The following is a 23,538-nucleotide window of genomic DNA, read 5'->3' on the forward strand; positions in this document are numbered from 1 at the left end:
GGAGGTTATGACAATGGACAATTTCATCACGGTTAAAAATGAAACGCGTCAGTATGGTAGCGGTGAGCAAACTGTTTATGCCAATCACGAAGTTTCTTTTACCATCAAACCTGGCGAAATCACGGTTATTTTAGGCGCTTCCGGTGCTGGAAAATCAACCTTGCTCAATATTCTCGGCGGTATGGATCGCCCAACCAGCGGTCAGGTCGTGATTAATGGGCACAACATTGCGCAGTATGACGATCACCAGTTGACAACTTATCGCCGTGATCAGATTGGTTTTGTTTTCCAGTTTTATAACCTAGTACCGAATTTAACGGCTTTGGAGAATGTAGAGCTAGCGAGCGAAATTGCCCCGGATGCGCTAGATCCGAAACAGACGATGGTGGATGTTGGATTAGGTAAGCGGATCAATAACTTCCCGGCACAGCTATCCGGCGGCGAACAACAGCGAGTGGCCATTGCCCGCGCGATTGCGAAGAATCCATCATTGCTGCTAGCGGATGAACCAACAGGCGCGCTGGATTATAAGACTGGAAAAAGTATTTTGAAATTGTTTGAGGACTTCTCCCATCAAACGAATAAAAATGTGATGATCGTGACTCACAATTCGCTCATCAAGCCGATGGCGGATCACGTGATCGAGATTCACGATGGTAAGGTTCAGGCTGATTACCAAAATGAGCAGCCAACCCCAGTTGAACAACTGAAATGGTAGGTGAGGCGCGGTGAGCAAGAAAACACTTTGGAAAGACATCCGCAAGTCGTTTACAACTTCATGGGGGCGTTTCTTCTCAATCCTGTTACTGATGATGCTCGGATCTTTTGCATTGGTTGGTTTGTGGATTGCCGGTCCCGATATGCGAGCGACAGGTGAAACGTATTTCAAACAGTATCATCTAGCAGATTTGACAGTTATCGGCGAAGATGGTCTGGATGCACATGATCAAAAGACGATTCAGCGTGCTTCTGGCACAGAGCAAATCGAATTTGGTTATCTCAAAGACGTGACGCTTAAAGGTACCCATTCAAGCTTCCGAATCTTATCAAAACCAACTAAGATTTCGCAGTACCGGTTGGATTCCGGACGTATGCCTAAAGCAACCAATGAGATTGCGATTGATGCCAATTATAAAAGCAAGTACAAACTTGGCGACACGATCAAGTTTGTGCAAAGGGCAGATCAAACCGGCAGTAAGGTTTTGAAAAGAACAAGTTTCAAAGTTGTTGGGTTTGTGTATTCCCCGGAAATTATTTCGTCGATCAATAAAGGCAATAGCACCTCTGGCAGTGGTGATCTTAAGGGTTATGGTGTCGTTACAAGCAATAATTTTGATTCAGATGTTTATATGATGGCACGGTTAACTTATCGCAACACAAAAGGCTTGGATCCGTATTCGAGCCAGTACACTGACCGAATTCAAGCGCATAAGACGGCACTGAATCACTTGTTGCAGAACGCACCACAAGCCCGATTAGCTGCCATTAAGAAACAGTATCAAGCCAAAATTGATGCCGGCCAGAAAAAACTTGATGATGCTAAAGCCCAATTGAATGCAGCTCAGGAGCAGTTAACGACTGGGGCACAACAACTGGCGACGGCTAAACAACAAGTCGCAGCAAAACAGCAAGAACTGGATGCTGGCGTTAAAAATGGCCAAGCCCAAATTGCCAGTGGTGAAACGCAACTGCAGCAGGCATCGACCCAGTTGAGCCAGAGCCGACAGCAATTGATCACGGCAAAGCAACAGTTAGTAGCAGGTCAGCAGCAATTAGATGACAAGCATCAAGCACTAGTGGCGGCTAAACAGCAATTGGATGCGGCCAAGCAGCAACTAGACAATAGTCAACAGCAACTGGCTACCGCTAAACAACAACTGACGACCGGCCAGCAACAACTAAACGCGAAACAACAAGATCTAACGACTGCCAAGCAGCAATTAAACGCTGCCAAACAGCAGCTTGATGCCAGTCAACAACAGCTCACGATTGCTAAACAAAAGATTGATGCCGCTTTGGCACAAAACCCAGCAATTGCTGAGAATCCAGCTTTTCAACAACAGCAAGCCAGTTATCAAGCGGGGGTTGCGCAGTATAACGGCGGGTTAAAAACTTATAACCAGAACTTAGCTGTATACAACCAAAACATGGCAAATTGGACAGCTGCCAGCCAAGAACTGGCAAAGAAAATCAGCACCAATCAATCAGGTACTGCCCAGTACAGCAGTGGTTTAGCGACTTACAATCAAAATTTGGAAACCTATAACCAAAATGTTGCGGCTTGGACAGCTGCTAATCAGCAACTTCAGCAAAAGTCCAGCGAGTTCAATGCTGGGGAGGCTCAACTGCAGCAAGGTCAAGAGCAGTATGCTTCTAAGCAGGCGGCGCTAGCACAGGCCAAGCAACAGTTGGCAGCGACTCAGCAATCTGGTCAACAACAACTTGATGCAGCCAATCAAGAGATTGTAACTAATGAAGCAACCTTGAAAACCAAGCAAGCCGCATATGATAAACAGTCACCATCGGCCCAGAAGAAAATTCAAGCTGGCACAGTTACACTTGAGGATGCCAAGGAAGCCTTGAGCAAGCTGGAGGCGCCTACCTATACTGTTGATACACGCAGAGAAACACCAACCGGCCAGGGCTACACGGTTTACGACAGTACCTCTAATATTGTCGATTCGTTGGCCAATATTTTCCCGTTCTTTATGTATTTTGTGGCAGCATTAGTCACCTTCACCACCATGACCCGGTTTGTGGACGAGGAACGTATCAACTCTGGCACTTTAGTTGCATTAGGTTATACGCGTCGTGATGTCATCAATAAATTTACAATGTACGGTTTTCTTGCAAGTTTAATCGGTTCACTTTTAGGCATTACCGCAGGACACATTATCTTGCCAATGATTGTCTATCAGGCTTATCACAATGGTATCAATGTGCCGCCGATTGAGTTGCATTTCTATCCGGGTATTAGTGCTGTCGCATTGCTATTGGCGATGGTCAGCGCCGTATTGCCGGCTTGGTGGGTCGCTTCTCGAGAGCTAAATGCTCGGCCTGCTGAACTCATGTTGCCAAAGCCACCAGCTAACGGATCGAAGATTTTCTTGGAAAGAATCCCATTCATTTGGCGGCGCCTGAGCTTTACCCACAAGGTAACGGCTCGCAATATTTTCCGGTACAAAAAGCGGATGTTTATGACGATCTTTGGTGTGGCGGGGTCGGTGACACTTTTGTTTGCTGGTTTAGCCGTGCAGCATAGTATTAGCGGCGTCAATGATCGCCAGTTCAACGACATCATTAAATATGACATGATTGTCGCTCAAAAAAGTAATATCACCGATAAACAGCAGCAACAACTTGATCAACTGTTTCAAGAAAAAGCAGTTGAGCGCACCAAGTCAGTCTATTATGAAACTGTTACAAAGAATGCCGGTACAGACAATGATCGTCAGGATATTACCATGATCGTGCCTAAAGACCAGACCGGATTCAGCGACTATATTCGGTTAGCAACGCGTCAGGGTCAAACGAAACTGACATTATCAAATGACGGTGCAGTGATTTCTGAGCGGTTGGCTTCGCTTCTGAACGTTAAGATTGGAAGCACCATCACGGTAAAAGATGCGACCGGCACCAAGCATCAAGTCAAAGTGACGGGCATCACTGAAATGTATATGGGACACTTCCTGTTCATGAACAAAACGGCCTATCAAAAAGCGTTTAACACAGACTTTAAGCCAAATGGTCGGTTGGTGACCTTGAAGAACCGTTCCATTAGCAATACCCGGGCTGAAGCGGCTAAGTTTATGCAGGCCGGCGGGGTTGAAGGCATTCAGCAGAACTCAGCGTTACGCAGTCAAATTACAACGATTGTTCATTCACTGAATACGATTATGATTGTGTTGATTGTTTTAGCAGCAGTGCTGGGGGTGGTTATTTTGTATAATTTAACCAATATCAACGTTGCCGAGCGAATGCGGGAACTTTCAACCATTAAGGTGCTGGGTTTTTATAACCAAGAAGTCACCATGTATATCTATCGAGAAACAATTCTTCTGTCCATCTTTGGCATTTTCGTTGGCTGGGGATTGGGCGAACTGCTGCATGAGTACATCATCACAGTTGTACCACCGAATAACGTGATGTTTAACCCAGCGTTGTCCGCACTAACCTTCATCATGCCGACATTGGTCATTACGATCATCACCATTGCACTTGGCTTCTTCGTCAACAGTTCCTTGAAAAAGGTTGATATGTTGGCCGCGCTGAAGTCAGTAGACTAAGGTAGATTGATATAGTTATTTCATACCGGTCTTAAAAAAGCGTGGCGGCCTTGGTTTTTGACAGGGCCGCCATACTTTTGTCAAAGCAACATGGCTTTTGCAGGATTGCTTCAAGTTGAATTGAGAACGAGGAGAATACGCTATGGCAGAAATTATTGATTTTCACACACACTTCTTACCGCGGTTATATGCGCAAGCTTTGAAAAAGCATATTCCTGGCGATCCGGATGGTTGGCCCACGCCAGGCTGGGATGAACATCTCACGCTCGCTTTTATGAAAAAGAATCATATTGGCTACTCAATTCTGTCGCTTTCTTCACCGCACTTCAACTTTGGCGATAAGGAAGAGACGATCGCAATCGCAAGGGATGCCAATGATACTGGCGAGCGCGTCACCCAAGACCATCCTGATCAACTTGGTTACTTTGCCTCATTGCCGCTACCCTATGCCCAAGAAAGTGTGAGCGAAATTGATGTGGCATTGGCGCATTCGGCTTTGGGATTCACAGTTCCGACGAATAGTCGAGGGCTTTACTTTGGCACACCAATTTTTGATCCTGTTTATGCTAAATTGAATCAAGAAAAAGCCATTGTGTTAATGCATCCTAATCGCCCTGCACAAGGACCGATGAATGTTAATATTGATATGCCAATTCCGTTAATGGGTTTCTTCATCGACACGACGATGACGTTCATGAACTTGCTGCGATATCACTTTTTTGACCGTTATCCGGATATTAAACTCATTGTGCCTCATGCCGGTGCGTTTCTGAGCATCTTGGCCGATCGCGACGCGGCATTTGTCAAACAGCAATACAACAGCGATATGTTTGCGGCGTTGCGGCACGTTTATTTTGATGTGGCAGGGACAGTTTTTCCGCGCCAACTACCGATGCTGTTGACCCTAGCAGATGAACAACATCTCGTTTTTGGCAGCGACATTCCCTATACACCGCCATTGCTGGCAAGTCAGATGATCAAGTTGTTTAACGAAAGGGAGTATCATGACAAGATGTCGCGGCGGGTATCGCGACTGCAACGGTTTGACGGTTTCTTCAACCACTTTAAAAAGCTTCGGCCGCTGCCAACTGTGTTGAAGATGTCATCCAACATGCTGACAGGTGCCGAAATCCTAAGCCCGGAAATGGCTCAGGATATTCTGGTTAATAACGGTAAGCGACTGCTGGAATTAAGCTAAATAAAATCAATACGACGATTTTGTAGAAAGACCATGCCGAATGCGACATGGTCTTTCGTGTAGAGACGATAAAAAGCGCATTTATAATATTTTCGTTCGTTTTTTTGTGGAAAATGTTTTTCGTGTCATTTTAAAGTTCGGATTTTGCTTGTTTTCATACCGCTATCCTGTTAGACTACCAGATGGCGGGTAAAAATGCCCGCACTAAGCCGTGAGGAGCGATCAGTTAATGGGAACTGTAGTTATTGTCGGTACACAATGGGGCGACGAAGGTAAAGGGAAGATTACGGATTTCCTGAGCCAAGGCGCCAAGGTGGTCAGCCGTTATCAAGGCGGTGACAATGCAGGCCATACGATCCATGCAAATGGCGAGGTTTATAAGCTGCGCCTCGTACCATCAGGGGTACTCTACCCGCATCAGTTATCGGTGATCGGTAATGGTGTTGTTGTGAATCCTAAGAGCTTGGTCGGTGAATTGGCCCGGCTCGCAGAACAAGGCGTGACTGGCGAAAATCTGCGGATTTCAGACCGTGCTCACGTGATTTTGCCTTATCATATTAAATTAGATAAATTGCAAGAAGCAGCCAAGGGCGCCGACAAGATTGGGACGACCAATCGCGGCATCGGCCCGGCCTATATGGACAAGGCTGCTCGAGTTGGCATTCGGATGGCTGACTTGCTCGACAAAGAAATCTTTGAAGAACGCCTCAAAGCTAATTTGAAAGCTAAGAATGAAGAATTCGTCAAAGTTTACGATAGTACGCCGATGAATTTTGATGATATTTTTGAAGAATATTATCAATATGGCCAACAATTGAAACAGTATGTTTGCGACACCTCAATTGTGTTGAACGACGCGATTGACAAAGGTGAACACGTTTTGTTTGAAGGCGCGCAAGGGATTATGCTGGATATTGACCAAGGGACCTATCCGTTCGTCACGTCATCGAACCCTGCTGGTGGTGTGACGGTTGGTGCCGGCGTTGGTGCCTCCAAGATTGATCGGGTTGTTGGGGTTGCGAAAGCTTATACCTCCCGCGTTGGCGACGGTCCGTTCCCAACGGAATTGCTCGATAAAACCGGAGATTTCATTCGCAATGCTGGCCACGAATTCGGTACTGTGACCGGCCGACCTCGGCGGATTGGCTGGTTCGATGCTGTCGTTGTTCGTCATTCTCGCCGTGTTGCCGGGATTACGGATCTGTGCCTCAACTCAATTGATGTGCTAACCGGTTTGGACAAAGTCAAAATCTGTGTTGCCTACGAACGCGATGGCGAACGGGTTGAAAACTACCCAGCTTCGCTCAAGTTCCTCAGTGAATGCAAGCCAGTGTATGAAGAACTGCCAGGTTGGCAAGAAGATATTACCAAAGCCAAAACTTTGGATGATCTTCCGGAAAATGCGCGGCGTTACGTTGAACGCATCACAGAATTACTTGGTGTTGACCTGCTGACATTCTCAGTTGGCCCTGACCGTGACCAAACCAATGTCCTTGAGAATGTTTGGGATAAGGTATCGCGCTAGACGCACCGCGATTTGATAATTCAATAGCGATTTTTTAAGAGCTGCTAGGTGAAAATTCACTGGTGGCTCTTTTTTTGACAAATTAGGACATCATTCATTGGATTCTAAAAGAGCCCAGTGCCAAGGCGGAGCAAGTGTCGGCCAGAGGAGGCTCGAAGCGTCGTCTCCGCTCTACCAGTCCCATCTGGCCGGAGATTGTCGCAATCAAGGTATTTTCATGATTGACACCGTTCCTTAAAGTCGGTATATTGAAGATGATATATGAACGTATGCTCATATGAACATTAAATGTAAGGGCGGGATCAAAGATGAAAAAAAACAAGGCCATTATTTTTTATATGCTTGGCGTCATCACCTTCATTGGCGGCTTACTCATCACCCAACCGATAGCTCGCGCGGCGTTGTTGGTTTTTGCCGCGATTGTTGCGGGTTATCAAGTGATTGCAGAAGGTATCATGGCAACGATTCAAGCAACTAGAAAACGGCACCGTTTTTCGCCAAATATTCATCTCCTCATGGCACTGGCTGCACTTGGCGCCATTGCGATTGGCAGTTTTGAAGAGGCCGCGATGCTAATTCTGATTTTTGCTGGCGCGCATTTTTTGGAGGAGTACGTTGAAAACAAGAGTCGCAAAGAAATTACGGCACTGCTGGCTATGGCGCCTCAAGAAGCGCGGCGCTATACCGACACCGGTGCATTAGAAGTTGTACCAGTGACAGCATTAAACATCGGTGATCAATTACAGATTCTGAATGGCGCTCAGGTACCAACGGATGGCGTTATTATTGCCGGCACTGCTAGTCTCAATGAAGCTGCGATCAGTGGTGAAAGCATTCCCCGTGAAAAGCAAACCGGCGATGAGGTTTTTGGTGGGACCATCAACGGCAAGTCAACCTTTGATATGCGGGTTACCAAGTCAAGTGATGAAACAGTTTTTGCTAAAATTGTCCAGATGGTGCAGTCAGCCCAAGACTCCCCGACCAAAACAGCCAGCGTGATTCAACGTTTTGAGCCGATTTACGTGAAGGCGGTATTGGCTGTATTGCCGATTGTTTTACTTGCGGGACCATTTTTACTTCATTGGTCATGGGCAACCAGCATCTATCGCACGATCGTCTTCTTAGTGGCTGTGTCGCCGTGTGCCTTGGCCGCCAGCGCGGTGCCGGCCACATTGTCAGGCATTTCAAGTCTGGCGCGGCAAGGGGTTCTTTTTAAAGGTGGCAGCTATTTAGCTAATCTGACCCAGTTAAAAGCCATTGCGTTTGATAAAACCGGGACGTTGACGGAAGGCGTGCCAGTGGTGACGGACAGCGAATTTGTGTCGGATGTGGATGAAGCCGCCTTGACTCAGATTATTACAGCAATGGAAATGCAAAGTAATCATCCGTTGGCGAATGCGATTGTGAGCCATTATTCCAAAAGTGATGTACCAATCACGGATGTGCATAACGAAATTGGCAAAGGCTTGACCGCTGAGTATCAGGGACACACTTACACTATTGGTAAGCCGCAGCGATTCAAGCAAGTTGATCCGGCATTTCGCAAGCGAGCCGCAACACTCAGTAAGCAAGGCAAAACCGTTGTTTTCGTTGCGGTCGATCAAAGGGTTGTTGGCCTGATCGCCTTGATGGATCAAGCAAAAAGCAGCGCTAAATCGGCCATTAATTACCTTAAACGGCACGACATTCAACCGGTGATGATCACGGGGGATGCGCAACAAACCGGTGAAGCCGTGGCCGCCGACCTGGGAATTGATCAAGTGGTCGCTAATGTGATGCCCGAACAAAAGGTTGCCGTGGTCCGTGAGCTGCAGACCACCATGCGGCCCGTTGCCATGGTCGGCGACGGGGTCAATGATGCACCAGCCCTAGCCAATGCAGAGGTTGGCATCGCGATGGGATCAGGAACTGATGTCGCCATTGATGTCGCCGATGTGGTTCTAGTCGAAAATGACCTTTCACGCCTAGCATTGGCCCATCAAGTTTCAACTAAAATGAATCGCATTGTGATCGAGAACCTGCTACTCTCCATGGCTGTTGTTGTCATGCTGGTTGTCTTAAACGTCTTGCAACTCACCAACATTGCTTGGGGCGTCATGTTCCACGAAGGCAGCACGCTGATTGTCATCTTAAATGGCCTACGCTTGTTAATTCCGCAGAGAGCTTAAGGGAAAACTGCCGACATCCGCCCTCAGTGAAAAGTGCCTTTCGATACCAAAGTCTGTTAAAATGGGCCATAAGTATCTTAAGGAGCGCAGTGCTATGACAACTAATGATGTTCGTAATGCGGACATGAATGAGAACGCGGTGCCTAGTGACGCCGAATTGCGGGATGTGCTTGATGTGTTTAAAACCATGAGTGACCCGACCCGCATGCGGATTATTCTTGCTATTGCCAAGGGGCCAATTACAGTCACCGATCTGGCCGCCATGCTCGACCTCGGTCAGTCAGCGGTTTCCCACCAACTGCGCCTGCTCAAACAAGCGCGGTTGGTTGTGGGGGATCGCTCCGGCAAACAGATTTATTATCATTTGGTGGATGACCATGTTTTGGAAATCTACGCGTTGACGAAGGCACACATTGAAGAAAAGCAGCATGGACAAGAAAATTAGTCATTGCTTATTTTAAAAGCACACAAAAACCACCAGTCCGAATTTGAAGCGGATCGGTGGTTTTTTGGTAAACAAAGCACGCATTATCATGCAATCTTTAACCAACGAAAGACAGCAACTTTAAGGAAATCAAGCACGATTGTGGCTGCCAGTGTCAGTAGCAGAATGGTGACTAAAAGCGGTGAGCTGATGGCCGGCATGAGCCAGCCAGTCAAGGCTAACAGCGCAAAGATGACAATTGTGAAAAGATTGACAGCTAGCAGTGTGCGGCTTGGCCAAGATGTCCAAAAGTGGCTCCGTTCTCGGACGATCAGCAGCCGGAACTGGGAGTTGAAGACCAAACTAATTAAAACGGCGGTTTGCAAGACTGGCAAGCTGAGGTGGAACAGATTTAGCCCTAACCAAACGATCACGAGGTCGACTAAGGCAAACCACAAGCCCAAAACGCCGGAAGCCGCGGTTAACGGGCCGAGTCGCCATTGATTAGGACCGGCAGTTGACTGGACATTATCGGTAGCGATGGACATGGTCGCAAAGTCATTGGCGAACACGAGCAGCGACATCCCCAGCAGCGACACTAGGCTGACTTTTAACCAGAAGAAGCCGAGTGTAAACAAGATAATGATCTCAATGACTTTGGTGATTTTGTTGATGACCCAAGTCAGCATACGCTGGTAAGTTTGGCGACTGGTCGTGATAGCAGCGATGATGTCATGCAAGCCCGGGTGCGTCAAAATGATGCTGGCTGAAGCCTTGGCAACATCACTGGCGCTGCTGACGGCGGTCCCTAACTCTGCCTGTTTCAGCGCAGGGGCATCGTTTACCCCGTCACCGGTCATGCCCACGAGATGGCCATCTTCTTGTAACAACTTAACGATTTGATACTTGTCATCTGGAAAAACATTGGCAAACCCGTCACTTTCATGAATCAATTGAATTTTATCGGCTGCGGTGCCGGTTTTCAAAGCTTTGGCTGGTAGAATTTTGGTACCGATGCCAACTTGTTCGGCAACATCACGGGCAATCGGTACACTGTCACCGGTGATCATCATCGGCTTGATACCTAAGTTTTTTAGCCGTGCAAGCATGGATGCTGAATCCGCTCGCGGCGGATCGGCGATTGCCAAAACGCCGACTAACGCCATTTGCGAATCGACGACGCTTGCGACAGCTAGGGAACGATAACCTTTTTTGGCGTTGGCGGTTGCTAGTTGTTGAATAGCAGCGCTGGCAGGCGCAGTGTCAGCAGGATGCTGCTTGGCGTATAACGCCAGAATCGTCGGAACAGCACCTTTGATGACCCGCATTTGCCGGTGATCAGTGGTTGTGATGACCGCCTCGGTGCGCTTGGTGGCAAAATCGAACGGCGTGAACTGCTGCCGTTTAGAGAAATCGAGGGGATGCTTGATTTCGGCGGCATAGTTGAGCACCGCCTGGTCAATCGCATCAGGATGCTCTTGATCCGCCGCTAACCCTGCAGCATCCAACAGTTGCTCGGCAGTATAGCCGGTGAGCGGTTGGCAAGCAATGATCGACAATTTGTTTTGGGTGATGGTGCCGGTTTTATCAAAACAGAAAATATCGATTGAAGCTGCGTCTTCCAAACTCGTCAAGCGACTGACGATGATGCCTTTTTTGGAAAGTGCCATTGCCCCGACAGCCTGAACAATGGTTAGGACAGCAGGCAAGGCGACTGGCACGGAGCCAATCAGGAAAATGAGCACGAAGGACAGAATAAAAACCGGACTTTCATGCAGGTAAAGGCCGTAAATGGCGACAATGACCGATGCGGCAACGCCAAGATAGAGCATATAACGGACAATGGCAAGCATCAGTTCTTCTTGTTTTGACTTTGGCTTGGCGGTTTTCACCAACGTCACCGTTTGACCGAAGTAAGTCGTTGTGCCGGTGTTTAAGACGACGGCCTGAACTTCGCCGCTTTTGACAATGCTGCCAGAGTAAAGCAGGTCGCCAGCACTAGCAGTAGCTGGCAGCGATTCGCCGGTCAGGGCGGACTGATCGACGGTGACATTGCCAGCGATAATCGCAAGATCAGCTGGGACAATGGCGCCAATTTTCAGTTGCACGATATCGCCAGGCACAACTTGGCTAGCGGCGAGTGCTTGCCAAGCCTGATCGCGGCGAACAGTGGCCATAATCTCCAGCTTCTTTTTTAAAAGGGCAACCGCTTTTTGCGAATTGTTCGACTGGACAAAGCCAATCACCGCATTAATCGTCAGCAATACGAAGATGATGATGCTTTCAGTGTCATGGCCTAAAATCAAGGTCAGTACAATCGCCAATTCCAACAACCACGGCATTGGACCCCAATAGCGCTTTAAGAAATCAAGCAAGTTATTGCGCTTTTGCTCAGGAATCGCATTCGGACCATACTGAGCTAGTCGCTTTTTGGCTTCATTACTCGTGAGACCATCCGTTGTTGTGTTGAGTTGCTTTAACACCGCTGCCTGACTTTTATCTTGATAACTGCGAGTATCTGCAAGCATTCAATCATCCCATCCTGAATCAAAACATTAACGACAAAATTTTTAGTTGGTGCGAAACAGTTCCTGGACGTCGTCGACATGACTGACCAACTTATCAGCTGCTTCATCACACGCTTGTGACTCAAGTATAACGCGTGGTGAGCAATATAAAAAATACATATTCGAGGTACTATCCATACAATTTGTGTATAGTGGAGCTGAAGGATTGCGAAGCTGACGATTAAAAATGAAGGGATCAATCGCGATGAATCTCAAGCAAATTATCTATTTTTTAGCGGTAGCAGAGGCTGGCCAGATGACTGCGGCGGCGAAACAATTGCACATGGCGCAGCCGCCGTTGAGTTATCAATTGAAAGCACTTGAAGATGAACTGGGTGTACGCCTGTTTGAACGTGGGTCGCGCGGTGTCCGACTCACTGGTAGCGGCCAACAGTTTATGACATACGCACAACAGATCGTTGAGACGGTTGCGGCAGCTGAGAACGCAGCGCGGCGTAGCGGTGAAGGTGAGATTGGCACACTGGCACTGGGGCTGACTTCTTCGGCCGGTGATGTCCTGCCGAAGCAAAAATTGCAGGCCTTTAATCGCCGCTATCCGCAGGTCGAGTTTGCGCTTTATGAGGACAACACTTATGGCATCCTCGACAAGTTACGCCGCAACATTCTGGATTTGGCCATCGTCCGAACGCCATTTAATGATGACGGTCTAGCTTCATGTCGCCTAAGCAGTGACCACATGATCGCCGTTGCTGCCGCGTCGCAGCCCTTGCCAGCCACGCTAACCATTCCCGATCTCAAGCAGCAGCCGCTGATTGTGTATCGCCGGTTTAGTTCACTATTCAAAACCACGTTTGCCGAGTATGGCATCACACCGACAATTGCTGTGTTGTGTGATGACGCGCGCACGGCGTTGCATTGGGCCCAGATGGGGATGGGTGTGGCGTTAGTCCCGGCAACCATGGCCGCTTTGGCGAGTCAGCAAAGTCACCTTGCCGTGATTGATTATGAGCCGTGGGTGACGCACATGACGCTCGTTTGGCAGCCTGAGTCATTGCACAATCCATTGGTGGCAAGATTTGTGAAGCAACTTTCGGGTGGGAGAACTTGCTGACTATTTTTTTATCTATTGATGCAGAAACACTAGAAACGTTCAGAAATAAATAACTGATAAATGGGTTAACACAATTTTAGAAATATGCCTGTGTGTCTCTTTGAAATCAGATGGCCATTGCCAAGTGCAAATCGTTGACAACGATAACTATATGGGTATAAATTACATGTGTGAAGGTGGACTGAAAACGTCTTCACACTTAGATGCTTTAGAATAACCGGCCGGTATCATTCTAATAAACCATTTGTTTTTGTCTATCTTAGACAGGAGAGAACAAAAATGAAAAACACATTAATTGGGTTTATTCTTATTGGAACTTCAGCCTTGGCCATTGCATCATCTAGTGTTATTGTTTCAGCGAATCAGAACGACCCAAACACTGACACATCCGATTGGACGGCCAGTCAAATTACCGATTGGCTTAATTCTGGGCAGGATAAACAGGCGGACGCGCCTACAACTCCTGACACTAGTGGAATTGTATCTTTAGATCCATACGTGCAGGTCATCGACAATCAGTTTGTATTGAGCATTCCAACCGGTGTTCATCCGAATCCAGATCAAGTTCAAGCTGCAAAGAATGCCATCGCCATCACAAATAAGGCTATTAGTGAAAATGATGGAACTATCAATGCCACTACAAAAGAGGTTGACATTCCTCAAATTGAAACTAGAGCGGCTGAATACTGGGAGAGACGCCAATATTGGTGGGGAAATCGGTTGATTTTCCGGTCAAACGCACAAGTCAATACGTTTGTGCATCTCCTAAGAAATGGTGGGAATGGAGTAGGAATGTTTAATCTGCCATATATTGATCCATTCTCAGTGATTGCTAATCATTGGCGCGATATAGCGAACGCTGTGGAGAGCTATAACAACAGTCATCAAAGTGACAAGATCTATATTGATCTGCATAACAGTTGGGCCGACAACTGGGTGATTGGGGTTTGGCATGACTAGTCTGTAAGGAGGTTGACCTAGAATGACTATCTGGGACATTGTTCAAATTGTGTTCACAGCGATCGTTATTATCTGGATTATTGCGACTTCCAAGGGCAAGACTGATAAGAGAACCAAAGAGTTAATTTGGATTATTATTGTTCTAGTGATTGTTGGAAATGTTGCAGGTTATCTCATCGCAACTGAACGAAGCCAATGGGCAATGGCGTATAATTACTCCTTCACATTTATCCAATTAGTCATTTTATGGTCATTTGCTCGTAACTTTTAAATTTGAAGTACTTCAGTAGCTCAAGAAGCGCGGCCATTAGCCATGTTTCTTGGGCTTTTTTATATATATTCGAAATTCGAAAATTAGTCAAAGTAAACAAGGATGATAGATTACAAGTTTACTGATGGTTGATTCAACGATGGATAAGTTAACAACCACTCGATATACTTACCCATATTGAGCCGCTACAATGATAAGTGAAAAGAGGGAACAAGATGGAAATTAATGTCGGTGCTGTGATCAGCGCTAATCGGAAGCAAAAAGGCATCACCCAGCAAGCTTTAGCAGATTTTGTCGGTGTCTCCAAGGCCTCGGTTTCAAAATGGGAGACAGGGCAAAGCTATCCGGATATTACGTTGTTGCCGATTCTGGCCGCTTATTTTGACGTTAGCATCGACAAGCTGATGGCTTATGATGCGCAACTGAGCAGCACGGAAATTCGTCGCATCTATACGTCAATGAAGCAAGCCTTTGAAACCCAAACGGGGAAGGCGGTGCTGAAATCGATTCGTAACTTAATTCGGCGGTATTATGCCTGCTATCCATTTTTGCTACAAATGGGACTGCTGATTTTGAATCATTACGATCTTTTACCGGGAACGTCACAAACCGCGAAAGTTACTGAATATGTGAATGAGGCCCGCCTGTTGTTTGTCCGTGTGCGGCAAAATAGCCAAGAGGCGCAGTTAACGGCCAAGGCGGTCGAACTGGAAGGCTATAGTCTGCTGTTGCTCCAACGACCCGATGATGTGTTAGCGTTGCTGGGCGAATATGTGCCAGAACAACTGCCTGCAGACAGTTTAATCGCCGGTGCTTTTCAGCAAAAAGGCGACTTGCAGCGTGCCATTGCGACCAGCCAAAGCGGTTTGATGCAGGACTTGAGCATCATCATGAGTCAACTGACTAATTACATGACCTTGCTAAAGGATGATCCTAACCGGCTGGCGGCGACGTATCAACGCGGGCAAGCGATTGCCAAGGCTTTTGATCTGGCAACACTCAATCCGGCAGTCTGGCTCAATTTCCAACTAGCTGCCTTGAATGGCTTTGCGCAACAGGACAAAACGGATGAAGCCGTGGCCCTTTTGCAGGCGTTCACGCATGTTTTGACGGCAACCAAAATGCCATTGACGCTGCATGGCGATGCTTACTTTGATGCCATTGAGCCATGGCTAGAACAACTGGACCTAGGTAGTCAATCACCGCGGGTTAGCGGTCAAGCCAAACAGGTTCTGGCTGATTTCGTCTTGCAAAACCCGGCATTGGCTAAGATCAGAACACTGTCAGAAGTGCAACCGCTGTTGGCTGAGTTAAAGCAAGTGAGCGGGCATCGCTAGAACTCGTATATACGGGCATTCAGAATCTCAATAATTTAAATCAAAACAAACCTTTGGAGGAAAGAAAATGAATACCAATTGGCAACTCTTTGCAGACTACTGGCCATTTTTAGTGCCACTGATCATTTTAGAATTTGGCTTGATGATCGCTGCAGTGATTCATATCCTGCGCCATCAGCATTATCGGTTCGGCAATCGCCTATTGTGGCTGTTGCTCGTGATTTTCATTCAGATCATTGGTCCGATTGTGTACTTTGTCTTTGGACGGGAGGATGAGAATTGAACATCCTAACTTTGCAACATGTCAGCAAGCATTTTGGTAGCAAGCAAGTGCTGCAAGATCTGAATCTGACTGTGCCGGCTGGGTCGATTTATGGCTTTGTTGGCGAAAATGGTGCCGGGAAAACCACGACTATGAAATTGATTCTAGGCTTGGATCAAGCCAGCGCCGGAGCCATTGAAGTCGCTGGTCAGCCTGTGCATTTCGGTGAAACGGAGACGAATCGGCAGACAGGGTATCTGCCTGATGTGCCGGCTTTTTATGGGTACATGACGGCACCAGAATACTTGAAATTATGCGGTCAGCTGACAGGTTTGCGCGGCGCTGAATTGCAGTCGCGGGTGGCTGCCATGTTGATCCAAGTCGGTTTGGTAGATGCCAAGCACCGTATCAGTGGCTTTTCGCGGGGGATGCGCCAGCGCTTGGGGATTGCGCAGGCCTTACTCAACACCCCGAAACTCTTGATTTGTGATGAACCGACCAGCGCGCTTGATCCACAGGGTCGCACGGATTTTTTACAGTTATTGGCTAGTCTGCGTGGTCAGACGACGATTCTGTTTTCAACGCATATTCTGAGTGATGTGGAGCGGATTTGCGACCATGTTGGGATTCTACATCATGGCCGTCTACAAGTGAGTGCGCCATTGGACGATCTGAAGCAACAGTATGCTAAAAACCAGATTGCCTTGTCGTTTGCGACGACTGCCCAAGCGCAACAAGCCGCGCATTTGTTGGCAACCTTGCAGCAGCAGGGCCAGCTGACGCACCTTGAGCAACAAAAAAACAGTCTTCAAGCAGCATACACCGGTACCTATGCTGCCGCTGCTGATCGCGTCCCTACCATGTTGCTTGAAGCCAAACTCATTCCGATCACGCTTGCCCAGCAAGAAGCCAATTTGGAACAGATCTTCATGGAGGTGACGCGATGAACGCAGCCATTATTTTCACCAAAAAAGAACTGCTTGAAAGCTGGCGGACTCACCGCTTGTTGATTTTGACGGTTGTTTTCCTCATTTTCGGCATTTTGAGTCCGCTGATCGCCAAACTCATGCCGGAACTGTTAAAGGGTGGTCTTGGCGGCATTAAGGTGGCGGTCCCTAAGCCGACTTCGCTGGATGCATGGACCCAATATTACAAGAACATCACCCAGATGGGCATTTACGTGTTCGCCCTCATGCTTGGCGGTTGTGTCAGTCAGGAGATTCAACAAGGCACACTCGTTAACTTGGTCACCAAAGGCTTGCCGCGCTGGACGGTCATTGTTGGCAAAGCGATTGTCGGGATGTTGCTCTGGATCTGGATCACCAGCCTCGCCTTTTTGGTAACGTGGGCTTACACCGCGTACTACTTTCCTGATACGCGCAGCCCGCATGTGGTACTCGCGTTCTTACCATTATTAGTCTTTGGCTTATTCTTCCTCAGCCTGATCGTGTTTGGCTCCACACTAGCAACGAATAATTATGGCGGTTTGCTGCTGACGATTGTGGTGATGGCACTGTTGTATTTGGCACAAATGGTCAAAAGTTGGCAACATGCTAATCCGGTTGCCCTCATTGGCGACAATATGAAAATCCTTGTCAACAGTGATGCGCTAACGAAATTGATGCCGGCCATGGTCATTGCTGTCGTTGCCGCCGTTGTTTTATTTTTCGCGGCGATCAAGCTGCTGGATCGAAAAAAGCTTTAAAAAATTAGCCGAATTTTTGTTGATTAAACTCAAACTTCAACAAAAATATCGGTTATTTTTGGGCTATGATCAAACGATTTTTGAAAAAGCAGAAGTCGTGTTCACATGCGCAAACGTTATAACACTCGGGCTTACCGTCGTTATCGTCAAGATGAATCGTGAACAACCAAATAATGCAAAACACACTATATAGTGTATGCAGTCGATAATTAACCACAAAATTTAGTGGATAACCCGTTACTTTTCCTGCTGAGTCTTGTATACTAGATACATTGTTACAAGCACTTCAAGTTAACGTAATGGGGGATTAGCCATGATCGAATTTTATACACAAATCAAGAAACGAGACGGGCGCATTGTTGATTTTGATGCATCCAAGATCAGCACTGCAATCACGAAGGCGGCAGAAAGTGTGGCAAAACTGGCACCGAGTGACGTGCTGACGATCGATCACTTGACGGATACGGTCACGGCTAAGATTCGCGATCGCTACCACGATGACGTGGAAATCGCAGAGATCCAAACAGTGGTTGAGCAGACCTTGATCGCTGCGGAAAAATATAACTGGGCTGAAGCGTATACTGAGTATCGCTTGAAGCGTGATTTAGCCCGCAAACAGAAGCAAGATGTTAATTATAACGTCTCGCGCCTAGTGAATCGCGACGAAAGCGTTGTTAACGAAAATGCCAATAAGGACAGCCGGGTCTTTTCAACCCAGCGGGATCTAACTGCAGGCGCAGTGGCCAAGGCAATCGGTCTGAAAATGCTGCCACCTGCTGTTGCCAATGCGCATTTACGCGGCGATATTCACTGGCATGATCTTGACTACACCCCGTTTATGGCCGAAACCAATTGCTGCCTGATTGATTTTGACTACATGTTGAATCATGGCTTCAGTATTGGCAATGCCGAAGTTGAACCGGCCCATTCGATTCAAGTTGCTGTGACCCAGATGACCCAGATCATCGCTAATGTGGCCTCCAGTCAATACGGCGGCTGCTCCAGTGACCGGACAGATCAGGTCTTGGCGCCATTCGCCGAGAAAAACTATCAAAAACATTTGCGTGAATTCGGCAGCGTGATTGATGATCCGGCTAAGCTGGAAGCGCTGGCGGTGAAGCAGACTAAGAAGGATATTTATGATGCCTTGCAAACCTTGGAATATCAGGTGAACACCCTTTATTCCACCCAAGGCCAGACGCCATTTGTCACAGTCGGTTTTGGCTTAGGGACCAGTTGGATTGAACGCGAGATCCAAAAAGACATCCTGAAAATTCGAATTCTAGGCCTGGGTAAAGAACGGCGGACAGCAATCTTCCCGAAATTGGTCTTTACTTTGAAGCGCGATTTGAACCTGAAGCCAGAAGATCCAAACTATGATATCAAACAATTGGCGATCGAATGCGCCACCAAACGGATGTATCCTGATGTCGTTTCCTATGACACCATCAAGCGATTGACCGGTTCCTTCAAAGCACCAATGGGCTGCCGCAGCTTCCTGCAAGGTTGGACTGATCCGAAGACCGGCAAAGAAGTGAACGCTGGGCGGATGAATCTTGGTGTTATCACCGTCAACTTGCCGCGGATTGCAATGGAAGCCAATGGCGACAAGGCGAAATTCTGGAAGATTTTTGAAGAACGGATGCGCATCTGTAAGGAAGGCCTGCTCTATAAGGTTGAACGCACCAAACAAGCAACACCAGAAAGCGCACCGATCCTCTACAAGTATGGGGCCTTTGGTCACAAGCTGGCTGACACCGACAGCATTGACGATCTTTTCAAAAATGGCCGGGCAACGGTTTCACTAGGGTATATTGGTTTATATGAAGTCGGCACCGTTTTCTACGGCTCTGCATGGGAAAAGAATCCCGATGCCAAGGCATTCTCAGTTTCAATCGTGAAGGCTCTGGACGATCACTGCAAGGCTTGGGAAAAACAATATGGCTATCACTTCTCGGTTTATGGTACGCCAAGTGAATCGCTAACAGATACCTTCTGCCGAGCTGATACGAAGAAATTCGGTATCGTGAAGGACATTACGGACAAGGAATACTATACTAACAGTTTCCACTACGATGTGCGCAAATCACCAACTCCATTTGAGAAACTTGATTTTGAAAAGGATTATCCGCAATACAGTGCCGGTGGCTTCATCCATTATTGTGAATACCCGAACCTGAAGCAGAACCCAAAGGCACTGGAAGCCGTTTGGGACTATGCGTATGACAAGATCGGCTATCTCGGCACCAACACGCCAATCGATCAATGCTTCAAGTGCGGGTTCAAAGGTGAGTTCACCGCAACGGCCAAAGGTTATCAATGCCCAGAATGCGGCAACCACGATCCAGCCACTTGCGATGTCGTCAAGCGCCTCTGTGGCTACCTCGGCAACCCGAACAAGCGGCCAATGGTTCACGGTCGCCAGGAAGAAATTATTCACCGGAAGAAACATATCACGTTTAGCTTGAATCAAGTGGCTAATCGGCGCGACAAGTAGGCCTTAGCAAATGCTCAGGCTGGGATAGTCGCGTAACGAAAAGAGAATCGTCCTTCGTGGGCGATTTTTTTCGTGGTTTTGTATCATGAACCTTCCTCGAATATTAGATTTTAAGCTATCGTATTTTAAGCTAGACGGTTTTTATTCTGTTAGGGCGCGTGTACAATTCAAATCAAAAGTTGTGTCTAAATGAAGCACGTTCCTGTGGTGACAGGTTGGAGGTGCGCCATGGTAGCCGAGATTTTTACCGCCAAACAATGGCAAACAGCAGAGCAGTGGAATAATGGATGGCTTTTTGTGATGGTTGTTGTGATTTTGATTGTGATTATTCATTTGCAGATTGTCGGGTTTTATATTCACGAGCACTGGAAATGGTGGCTTATCGTGCCATTTGCTTTGGTGTGTATTGGACTGGCCGGGTTTAGCTGGGCGCGGACGGATAGTACCGCCAATGCCCAGTTCAATCAATGGGCAACGAAAATTACCCCACAGATTCGGACTAAGAAGCCAGCTTTATTTAAGTACGTACCTATTCCGATAGATGAAATTAGAACGTATGAGGGATTGAACGATTATCCAAGCTTAACAACCTTACCAATGTATACACGGCATCAAATCACCGCACCAGTCACGTATTTGGGCCGAGATGCGCATGAGGCGTATTTTAAGTTTCGTGGATTAGTGTATCGTTATGCCGGCCCGACTCATATCGGTCAAGTGGCTGCCTTAGTTGGATACCGATTCCATCTCAAAGATCGCGGCTATGTGCAACTGGGTTTCATTGATCCCGTCAAAACATTCACAGCAACACTCGTCATTCCTAAAGTACAAGCGAGCCAGCATTACACGCCAACAAACGAAGTGGTCGTCACGCTTAGTCAAATGGGCGGCGAATGGACAACGGAGAAGGTCTATCGTGGGTGATCTTTTGCGAGAATTAGCGAGCCTGTTGATGACGTGGCCATGCTGATTTAGTCATGAGGATCGTAACGAAGCCACTGAGCGTTATCAACAGCACTTGAAGATCAACACCTTGAACCATGATAAGGACGATGCCTGTCAGTAGAAAGATCAAACCGAGCACAGAAAAGCCGCCAGCAATCAGACTTCGACTTAAAACCGACCAGTCAGCAAAAATGTCCACCGATTTTGGACTGAGCATATAACCAAAAAGAAACAGAACTGCCACATAAGGCCACCAAATCAGCTGTGCGAGCCATTGTGGGAAGAACCCAAATAAGGTTGTTGCTGCCATCCCTGACATCATGGCAACAGCAGTCGTCATGACCGCCATGATCATCTGATGACGACTTATTTTGCTATCATGGATCAGTTTTTCGTTTAGTTTTGGATCGTCAAGAATCAACGTATCAAGAGAGACCTCAAATATCCGGGCAATACGCGTCACCATTTCTAGATCCGGCAAATTGCGGTCATTTTCCCAGTTGGAGACAGTATGGCGCGAAACGTGAAGCTGTTCCGCTAAGATAGCCTGCGTCATCTGGTGTGCCATGCGGATCTGATGAAGCTGCTTTGAAAAATTCATAATAATCACCTCGCTTGGCCTTATTTTGGCAGAGGTGGGTGGTGGCAGCAAGGTAGCGGGCTGGATAAGAAGGCGCGTTATTCGAGACAGGGTCATTACCCGGGAAATAGTGCTGGAAGAAGTCGGGCAAACGAACCCACATTCGTTCTTTTAGCTTTCGGTATAAACCGTTGGCGAGAAATAGTATCCTATGATTTTAAGAATTGCAACCTTTACGTAAGGGTGTATTCTATTGTGGTTGATATAATTGATGAATATCATTAATTACATAATAAGTGTTTCGCTGGTTGTTTAAAAAGACTTTGAATTTAGTTAGATGAATAAGGAGACGGTCAAATGACACTTGATATGAATGTTATGGCTTTCTGGCAAAATAAGTTAAAGGCTATCGGTCCGCGGCTAACAGCTACTGACAGTCACGCCAAATTTATTGAGTTATTACAAGACGAAATTAAGAATCTTGGTTTTAACACTATCGAATTTCCCTTTAAAATTAATAGGTGTATTCAAAGCAGCTGTTCCCTTGAGAATGATTCAACAAAAGAAAAGATACCAAATTTAGGACCAGTTCCATACTCTGGAATCACCAAAGAAATGGGTGTGAAAGGAGAAATTAGATTCTTTCAATCAAAACACGATGTGAAGATGAAGGGTAAAGTGGTCGTTATTAAAGTGAAAAACTTTACGATTCCTAAGCTTTTATTAATGCATCAGGTTGCCAAGTACCCTCGGCATACTCACATTGGATTTAGCATAAGACACCCATTAGTTGCAGCCACATTGACCTTAGGTAAAATTGAAGCCGCCAAAGATAATGGTGCAGTCGGCGTTATTCTGGTTTGGGACCACATCAGTGAGGATCTCGCTAACCGCGAAGTTCTACCTTTTACTAATAGTTATCTGGGGATTCCTTCTGTTTGGGTATATCAAACCCAGCTGGAAGCCTTGAAGCGATGTCGTGATAGAAAGGAACCAGTAAAACTAACACTAACGGGACAATATGAGACAAATGTAACAACGAAATCATTTGCTGTTCTTGTTCCGGGGGAAAATCGGGACAAACAAATCCTTATAAATACACATACGGATGGGCCGAACGATATAGAAGAAAATGGGGCAATTGCATTGCTCACTGTCTTACATGCCATTAAACATAACAACCTTAAATTTAAAAATACACTTGTGTTTGGATTTGTGAGTGGTCATTTTCAAATTCCACAAAGCGGAATTGAAGGAAGGCAAGCCACTTCGCGATTTCTGCGTGATTTAAGCATGTATGAAACTAGTCAGCATCTTGAAATGAAGAAGGCTTTAGGCCTAACCGTTGAACACTTAGGGGGCCTTGATTATGTTGATAGCCAAAAGGAAAACAAGCTTATTGCGACTGAATTATATGATCCTTTGTATGTATATGCTTCGACTAAAGAAAACAGGGATTTGGTTTTGAAGAGTTTAAGTGGTACCAATGTTAGTGGAAGATATCAAATCCTGAAGCCACGAAAAAATGCCTATTTTGGAGAGGGCCAACCCTTGTACCAAGACGGATGGCCAACAATTTCATTCATTGGCATGCCGCTTGCACTTTGCCAGATGGCATCTCCAATAACTGAACCAGATATTAAGAGTATGTTTGACCAAACGAAGTTGATTTTTCAAATACTAGTCGCAAGTGATCATCAGTTTTAAATCAATTGCGCTTATATTTTAGAATGATAACTTA

Annotated in this window: 18 protein-coding genes; 16 read left to right on the plus strand and 2 right to left on the minus strand. The window is 46.7% G+C overall.

The window, feature by feature from the left end; translation table 11 throughout:
* Positions 1–13: 13 nt before the first annotated feature.
* From AC07KQ_RS00595 to AC07KQ_RS00620, 6 genes are all read left to right on the plus strand, one after another.
* The gene (locus AC07KQ_RS00595) at positions 14–718 is read left to right on the plus strand and encodes an ABC transporter ATP-binding protein (protein WP_003562702.1); all 705 of its coding nucleotides are present in this window, start codon (positions 14–16) and stop codon (positions 716–718) included.
* 10 nt (positions 719–728) lie between these two features.
* Entirely contained in the window at positions 729–4,286 is a 3,558-nt protein-coding gene (locus AC07KQ_RS00600) for an ABC transporter permease (RefSeq protein WP_003562704.1), read from the plus strand.
* Between the two features lie 142 nt (positions 4,287–4,428).
* Positions 4,429–5,484 carry an amidohydrolase family protein gene (locus tag AC07KQ_RS00605; protein ID WP_003562707.1) on the plus strand — a complete coding sequence of 352 codons (1,056 nt, stop codon included), beginning with the start codon at positions 4,429–4,431 and terminating at the stop codon, positions 5,482–5,484.
* 229 nt (positions 5,485–5,713) lie between these two features.
* Positions 5,714–7,009 carry an adenylosuccinate synthase gene (locus tag AC07KQ_RS00610; RefSeq protein ID WP_003562710.1) on the plus strand — a complete coding sequence of 432 codons (1,296 nt, stop codon included), beginning with the start codon at positions 5,714–5,716 and terminating at the stop codon, positions 7,007–7,009.
* A gap of 308 nt (positions 7,010–7,317) precedes the next feature.
* Complete coding sequence (locus AC07KQ_RS00615) at positions 7,318–9,177, plus strand: heavy metal translocating P-type ATPase (RefSeq protein ID WP_013245351.1); 1,860 nt, start codon at positions 7,318–7,320, stop codon at positions 9,175–9,177.
* A gap of 94 nt (positions 9,178–9,271) precedes the next feature.
* A complete protein-coding gene (locus tag AC07KQ_RS00620) occupies positions 9,272–9,622 on the plus strand; it encodes an ArsR/SmtB family transcription factor (protein WP_003562714.1) in 351 nt (116 codons plus the stop codon).
* 86 nt (positions 9,623–9,708) lie between these two features.
* Here the strand turns inward: AC07KQ_RS00620 and AC07KQ_RS00625 are convergent, their stop codons facing one another.
* Positions 9,709–12,129, minus strand: a complete 2,421-nt coding sequence (locus AC07KQ_RS00625) for a plasma-membrane proton-efflux P-type ATPase (protein WP_003562716.1) — start codon at positions 12,127–12,129, stop codon at positions 9,709–9,711.
* Positions 12,130–12,373: 244 nt separating this feature from the next.
* Between AC07KQ_RS00625 and AC07KQ_RS00630 the strand changes: the two genes are divergently transcribed.
* From AC07KQ_RS00630 to AC07KQ_RS00670, 9 genes are all read left to right on the plus strand, one after another.
* On the plus strand, positions 12,374–13,240 hold the full coding sequence (locus tag AC07KQ_RS00630) for a LysR family transcriptional regulator (protein ID WP_003562718.1): 867 nt from the start codon (positions 12,374–12,376) through the stop codon (positions 13,238–13,240).
* Between the two features lie 279 nt (positions 13,241–13,519).
* Positions 13,520–14,200 (plus strand): hypothetical protein, encoded by a 681-nt coding sequence (locus AC07KQ_RS00635; RefSeq protein WP_003562720.1) that lies wholly within the window; start codon positions 13,520–13,522, stop codon positions 14,198–14,200.
* A 22-nt stretch (positions 14,201–14,222) separates the two neighbouring features.
* A complete protein-coding gene (locus AC07KQ_RS00640) occupies positions 14,223–14,471 on the plus strand; it encodes a hypothetical protein (protein WP_003562722.1) in 249 nt (82 codons plus the stop codon).
* A gap of 215 nt (positions 14,472–14,686) precedes the next feature.
* Positions 14,687–15,808 carry a helix-turn-helix transcriptional regulator gene (locus AC07KQ_RS00645; RefSeq protein ID WP_003562724.1) on the plus strand — a complete coding sequence of 374 codons (1,122 nt, stop codon included), beginning with the start codon at positions 14,687–14,689 and terminating at the stop codon, positions 15,806–15,808.
* A 67-nt stretch (positions 15,809–15,875) separates the two neighbouring features.
* Entirely contained in the window at positions 15,876–16,091 is a 216-nt protein-coding gene (locus AC07KQ_RS00650; RefSeq protein WP_003562727.1) for a PLDc N-terminal domain-containing protein, read from the plus strand.
* Entirely contained in the window at positions 16,088–17,017 is a 930-nt protein-coding gene (locus AC07KQ_RS00655) for an ABC transporter ATP-binding protein (RefSeq protein WP_274991035.1), read from the plus strand. The genes AC07KQ_RS00650 and AC07KQ_RS00655 overlap by 4 nt, the downstream gene beginning before the upstream one ends.
* Entirely contained in the window at positions 17,014–17,775 is a 762-nt protein-coding gene (locus tag AC07KQ_RS00660) for an ABC transporter permease (RefSeq protein ID WP_003562730.1), read from the plus strand. Before AC07KQ_RS00655 ends, AC07KQ_RS00660 begins: the two co-directional genes overlap by 4 nt.
* Positions 17,776–18,088: 313 nt before the next feature.
* Positions 18,089–20,272, plus strand: a complete 2,184-nt coding sequence (nrdD, locus tag AC07KQ_RS00665) for an anaerobic ribonucleoside-triphosphate reductase (RefSeq protein WP_003562732.1) — start codon at positions 18,089–18,091, stop codon at positions 20,270–20,272.
* Positions 20,273–20,500: 228 nt separating this feature from the next.
* The gene (locus AC07KQ_RS00670) at positions 20,501–21,196 is read left to right on the plus strand and encodes a hypothetical protein (RefSeq protein ID WP_003562734.1); all 696 of its coding nucleotides are present in this window, start codon (positions 20,501–20,503) and stop codon (positions 21,194–21,196) included.
* A gap of 13 nt (positions 21,197–21,209) precedes the next feature.
* Here AC07KQ_RS00670 and AC07KQ_RS00675 read toward each other — a convergent pair whose 3' ends face one another.
* On the minus strand, positions 21,210–21,818 hold the full coding sequence (locus AC07KQ_RS00675) for a helix-turn-helix transcriptional regulator (protein ID WP_274991034.1): 609 nt from the start codon (positions 21,816–21,818) through the stop codon (positions 21,210–21,212).
* Between the two features lie 336 nt (positions 21,819–22,154).
* On the opposite strand from AC07KQ_RS00675, the gene AC07KQ_RS00680 reads away from it, so the two are divergent.
* Positions 22,155–23,504: a PA domain-containing protein gene (locus AC07KQ_RS00680; RefSeq protein WP_016386450.1), complete on the plus strand. Its 1,350-nt coding sequence runs from the start codon at positions 22,155–22,157 to the stop codon at positions 23,502–23,504.
* Positions 23,505–23,538 lie beyond the last annotated feature (34 nt).

The sequence above is a fragment of the Lacticaseibacillus sp. YLM2-1 genome (assembly GCF_056583465.1).

Coding starts and splice junctions, on each gene's coding strand:
- AC07KQ_RS00615 (WP_013245351.1), top strand. CDS start 7,318: ATGAAAAAAAACAAGGCCATTATTTTTTATATGCTTGGCGTCATCACC.
- AC07KQ_RS00610 (WP_003562710.1), top strand. CDS start 5,714: ATGGGAACTGTAGTTATTGTCGGTACACAATGGGGCGACGAAGGTAAA.
- AC07KQ_RS00645 (WP_003562724.1), top strand. CDS start 14,687: ATGGAAATTAATGTCGGTGCTGTGATCAGCGCTAATCGGAAGCAAAAA.
- AC07KQ_RS00675 (WP_274991034.1), bottom strand. CDS start 21,818: ATGAATTTTTCAAAGCAGCTTCATCAGATCCGCATGGCACACCAGATG.
- AC07KQ_RS00605 (WP_003562707.1), top strand. CDS start 4,429: ATGGCAGAAATTATTGATTTTCACACACACTTCTTACCGCGGTTATAT.
- AC07KQ_RS00635 (WP_003562720.1), top strand. CDS start 13,520: ATGAAAAACACATTAATTGGGTTTATTCTTATTGGAACTTCAGCCTTG.
- AC07KQ_RS00670 (WP_003562734.1), top strand. CDS start 20,501: ATGGTAGCCGAGATTTTTACCGCCAAACAATGGCAAACAGCAGAGCAG.
- AC07KQ_RS00640 (WP_003562722.1), top strand. CDS start 14,223: ATGACTATCTGGGACATTGTTCAAATTGTGTTCACAGCGATCGTTATT.
- AC07KQ_RS00650 (WP_003562727.1), top strand. CDS start 15,876: ATGAATACCAATTGGCAACTCTTTGCAGACTACTGGCCATTTTTAGTG.
- AC07KQ_RS00630 (WP_003562718.1), top strand. CDS start 12,374: ATGAATCTCAAGCAAATTATCTATTTTTTAGCGGTAGCAGAGGCTGGC.
- AC07KQ_RS00680 (WP_016386450.1), top strand. CDS start 22,155: ATGACACTTGATATGAATGTTATGGCTTTCTGGCAAAATAAGTTAAAG.
- AC07KQ_RS00625 (WP_003562716.1), bottom strand. CDS start 12,129: ATGCTTGCAGATACTCGCAGTTATCAAGATAAAAGTCAGGCAGCGGTG.
- AC07KQ_RS00620 (WP_003562714.1), top strand. CDS start 9,272: ATGACAACTAATGATGTTCGTAATGCGGACATGAATGAGAACGCGGTG.
- nrdD (WP_003562732.1), top strand. CDS start 18,089: ATGATCGAATTTTATACACAAATCAAGAAACGAGACGGGCGCATTGTT.
- AC07KQ_RS00595 (WP_003562702.1), top strand. CDS start 14: ATGGACAATTTCATCACGGTTAAAAATGAAACGCGTCAGTATGGTAGC.
- AC07KQ_RS00660 (WP_003562730.1), top strand. CDS start 17,014: ATGAACGCAGCCATTATTTTCACCAAAAAAGAACTGCTTGAAAGCTGG.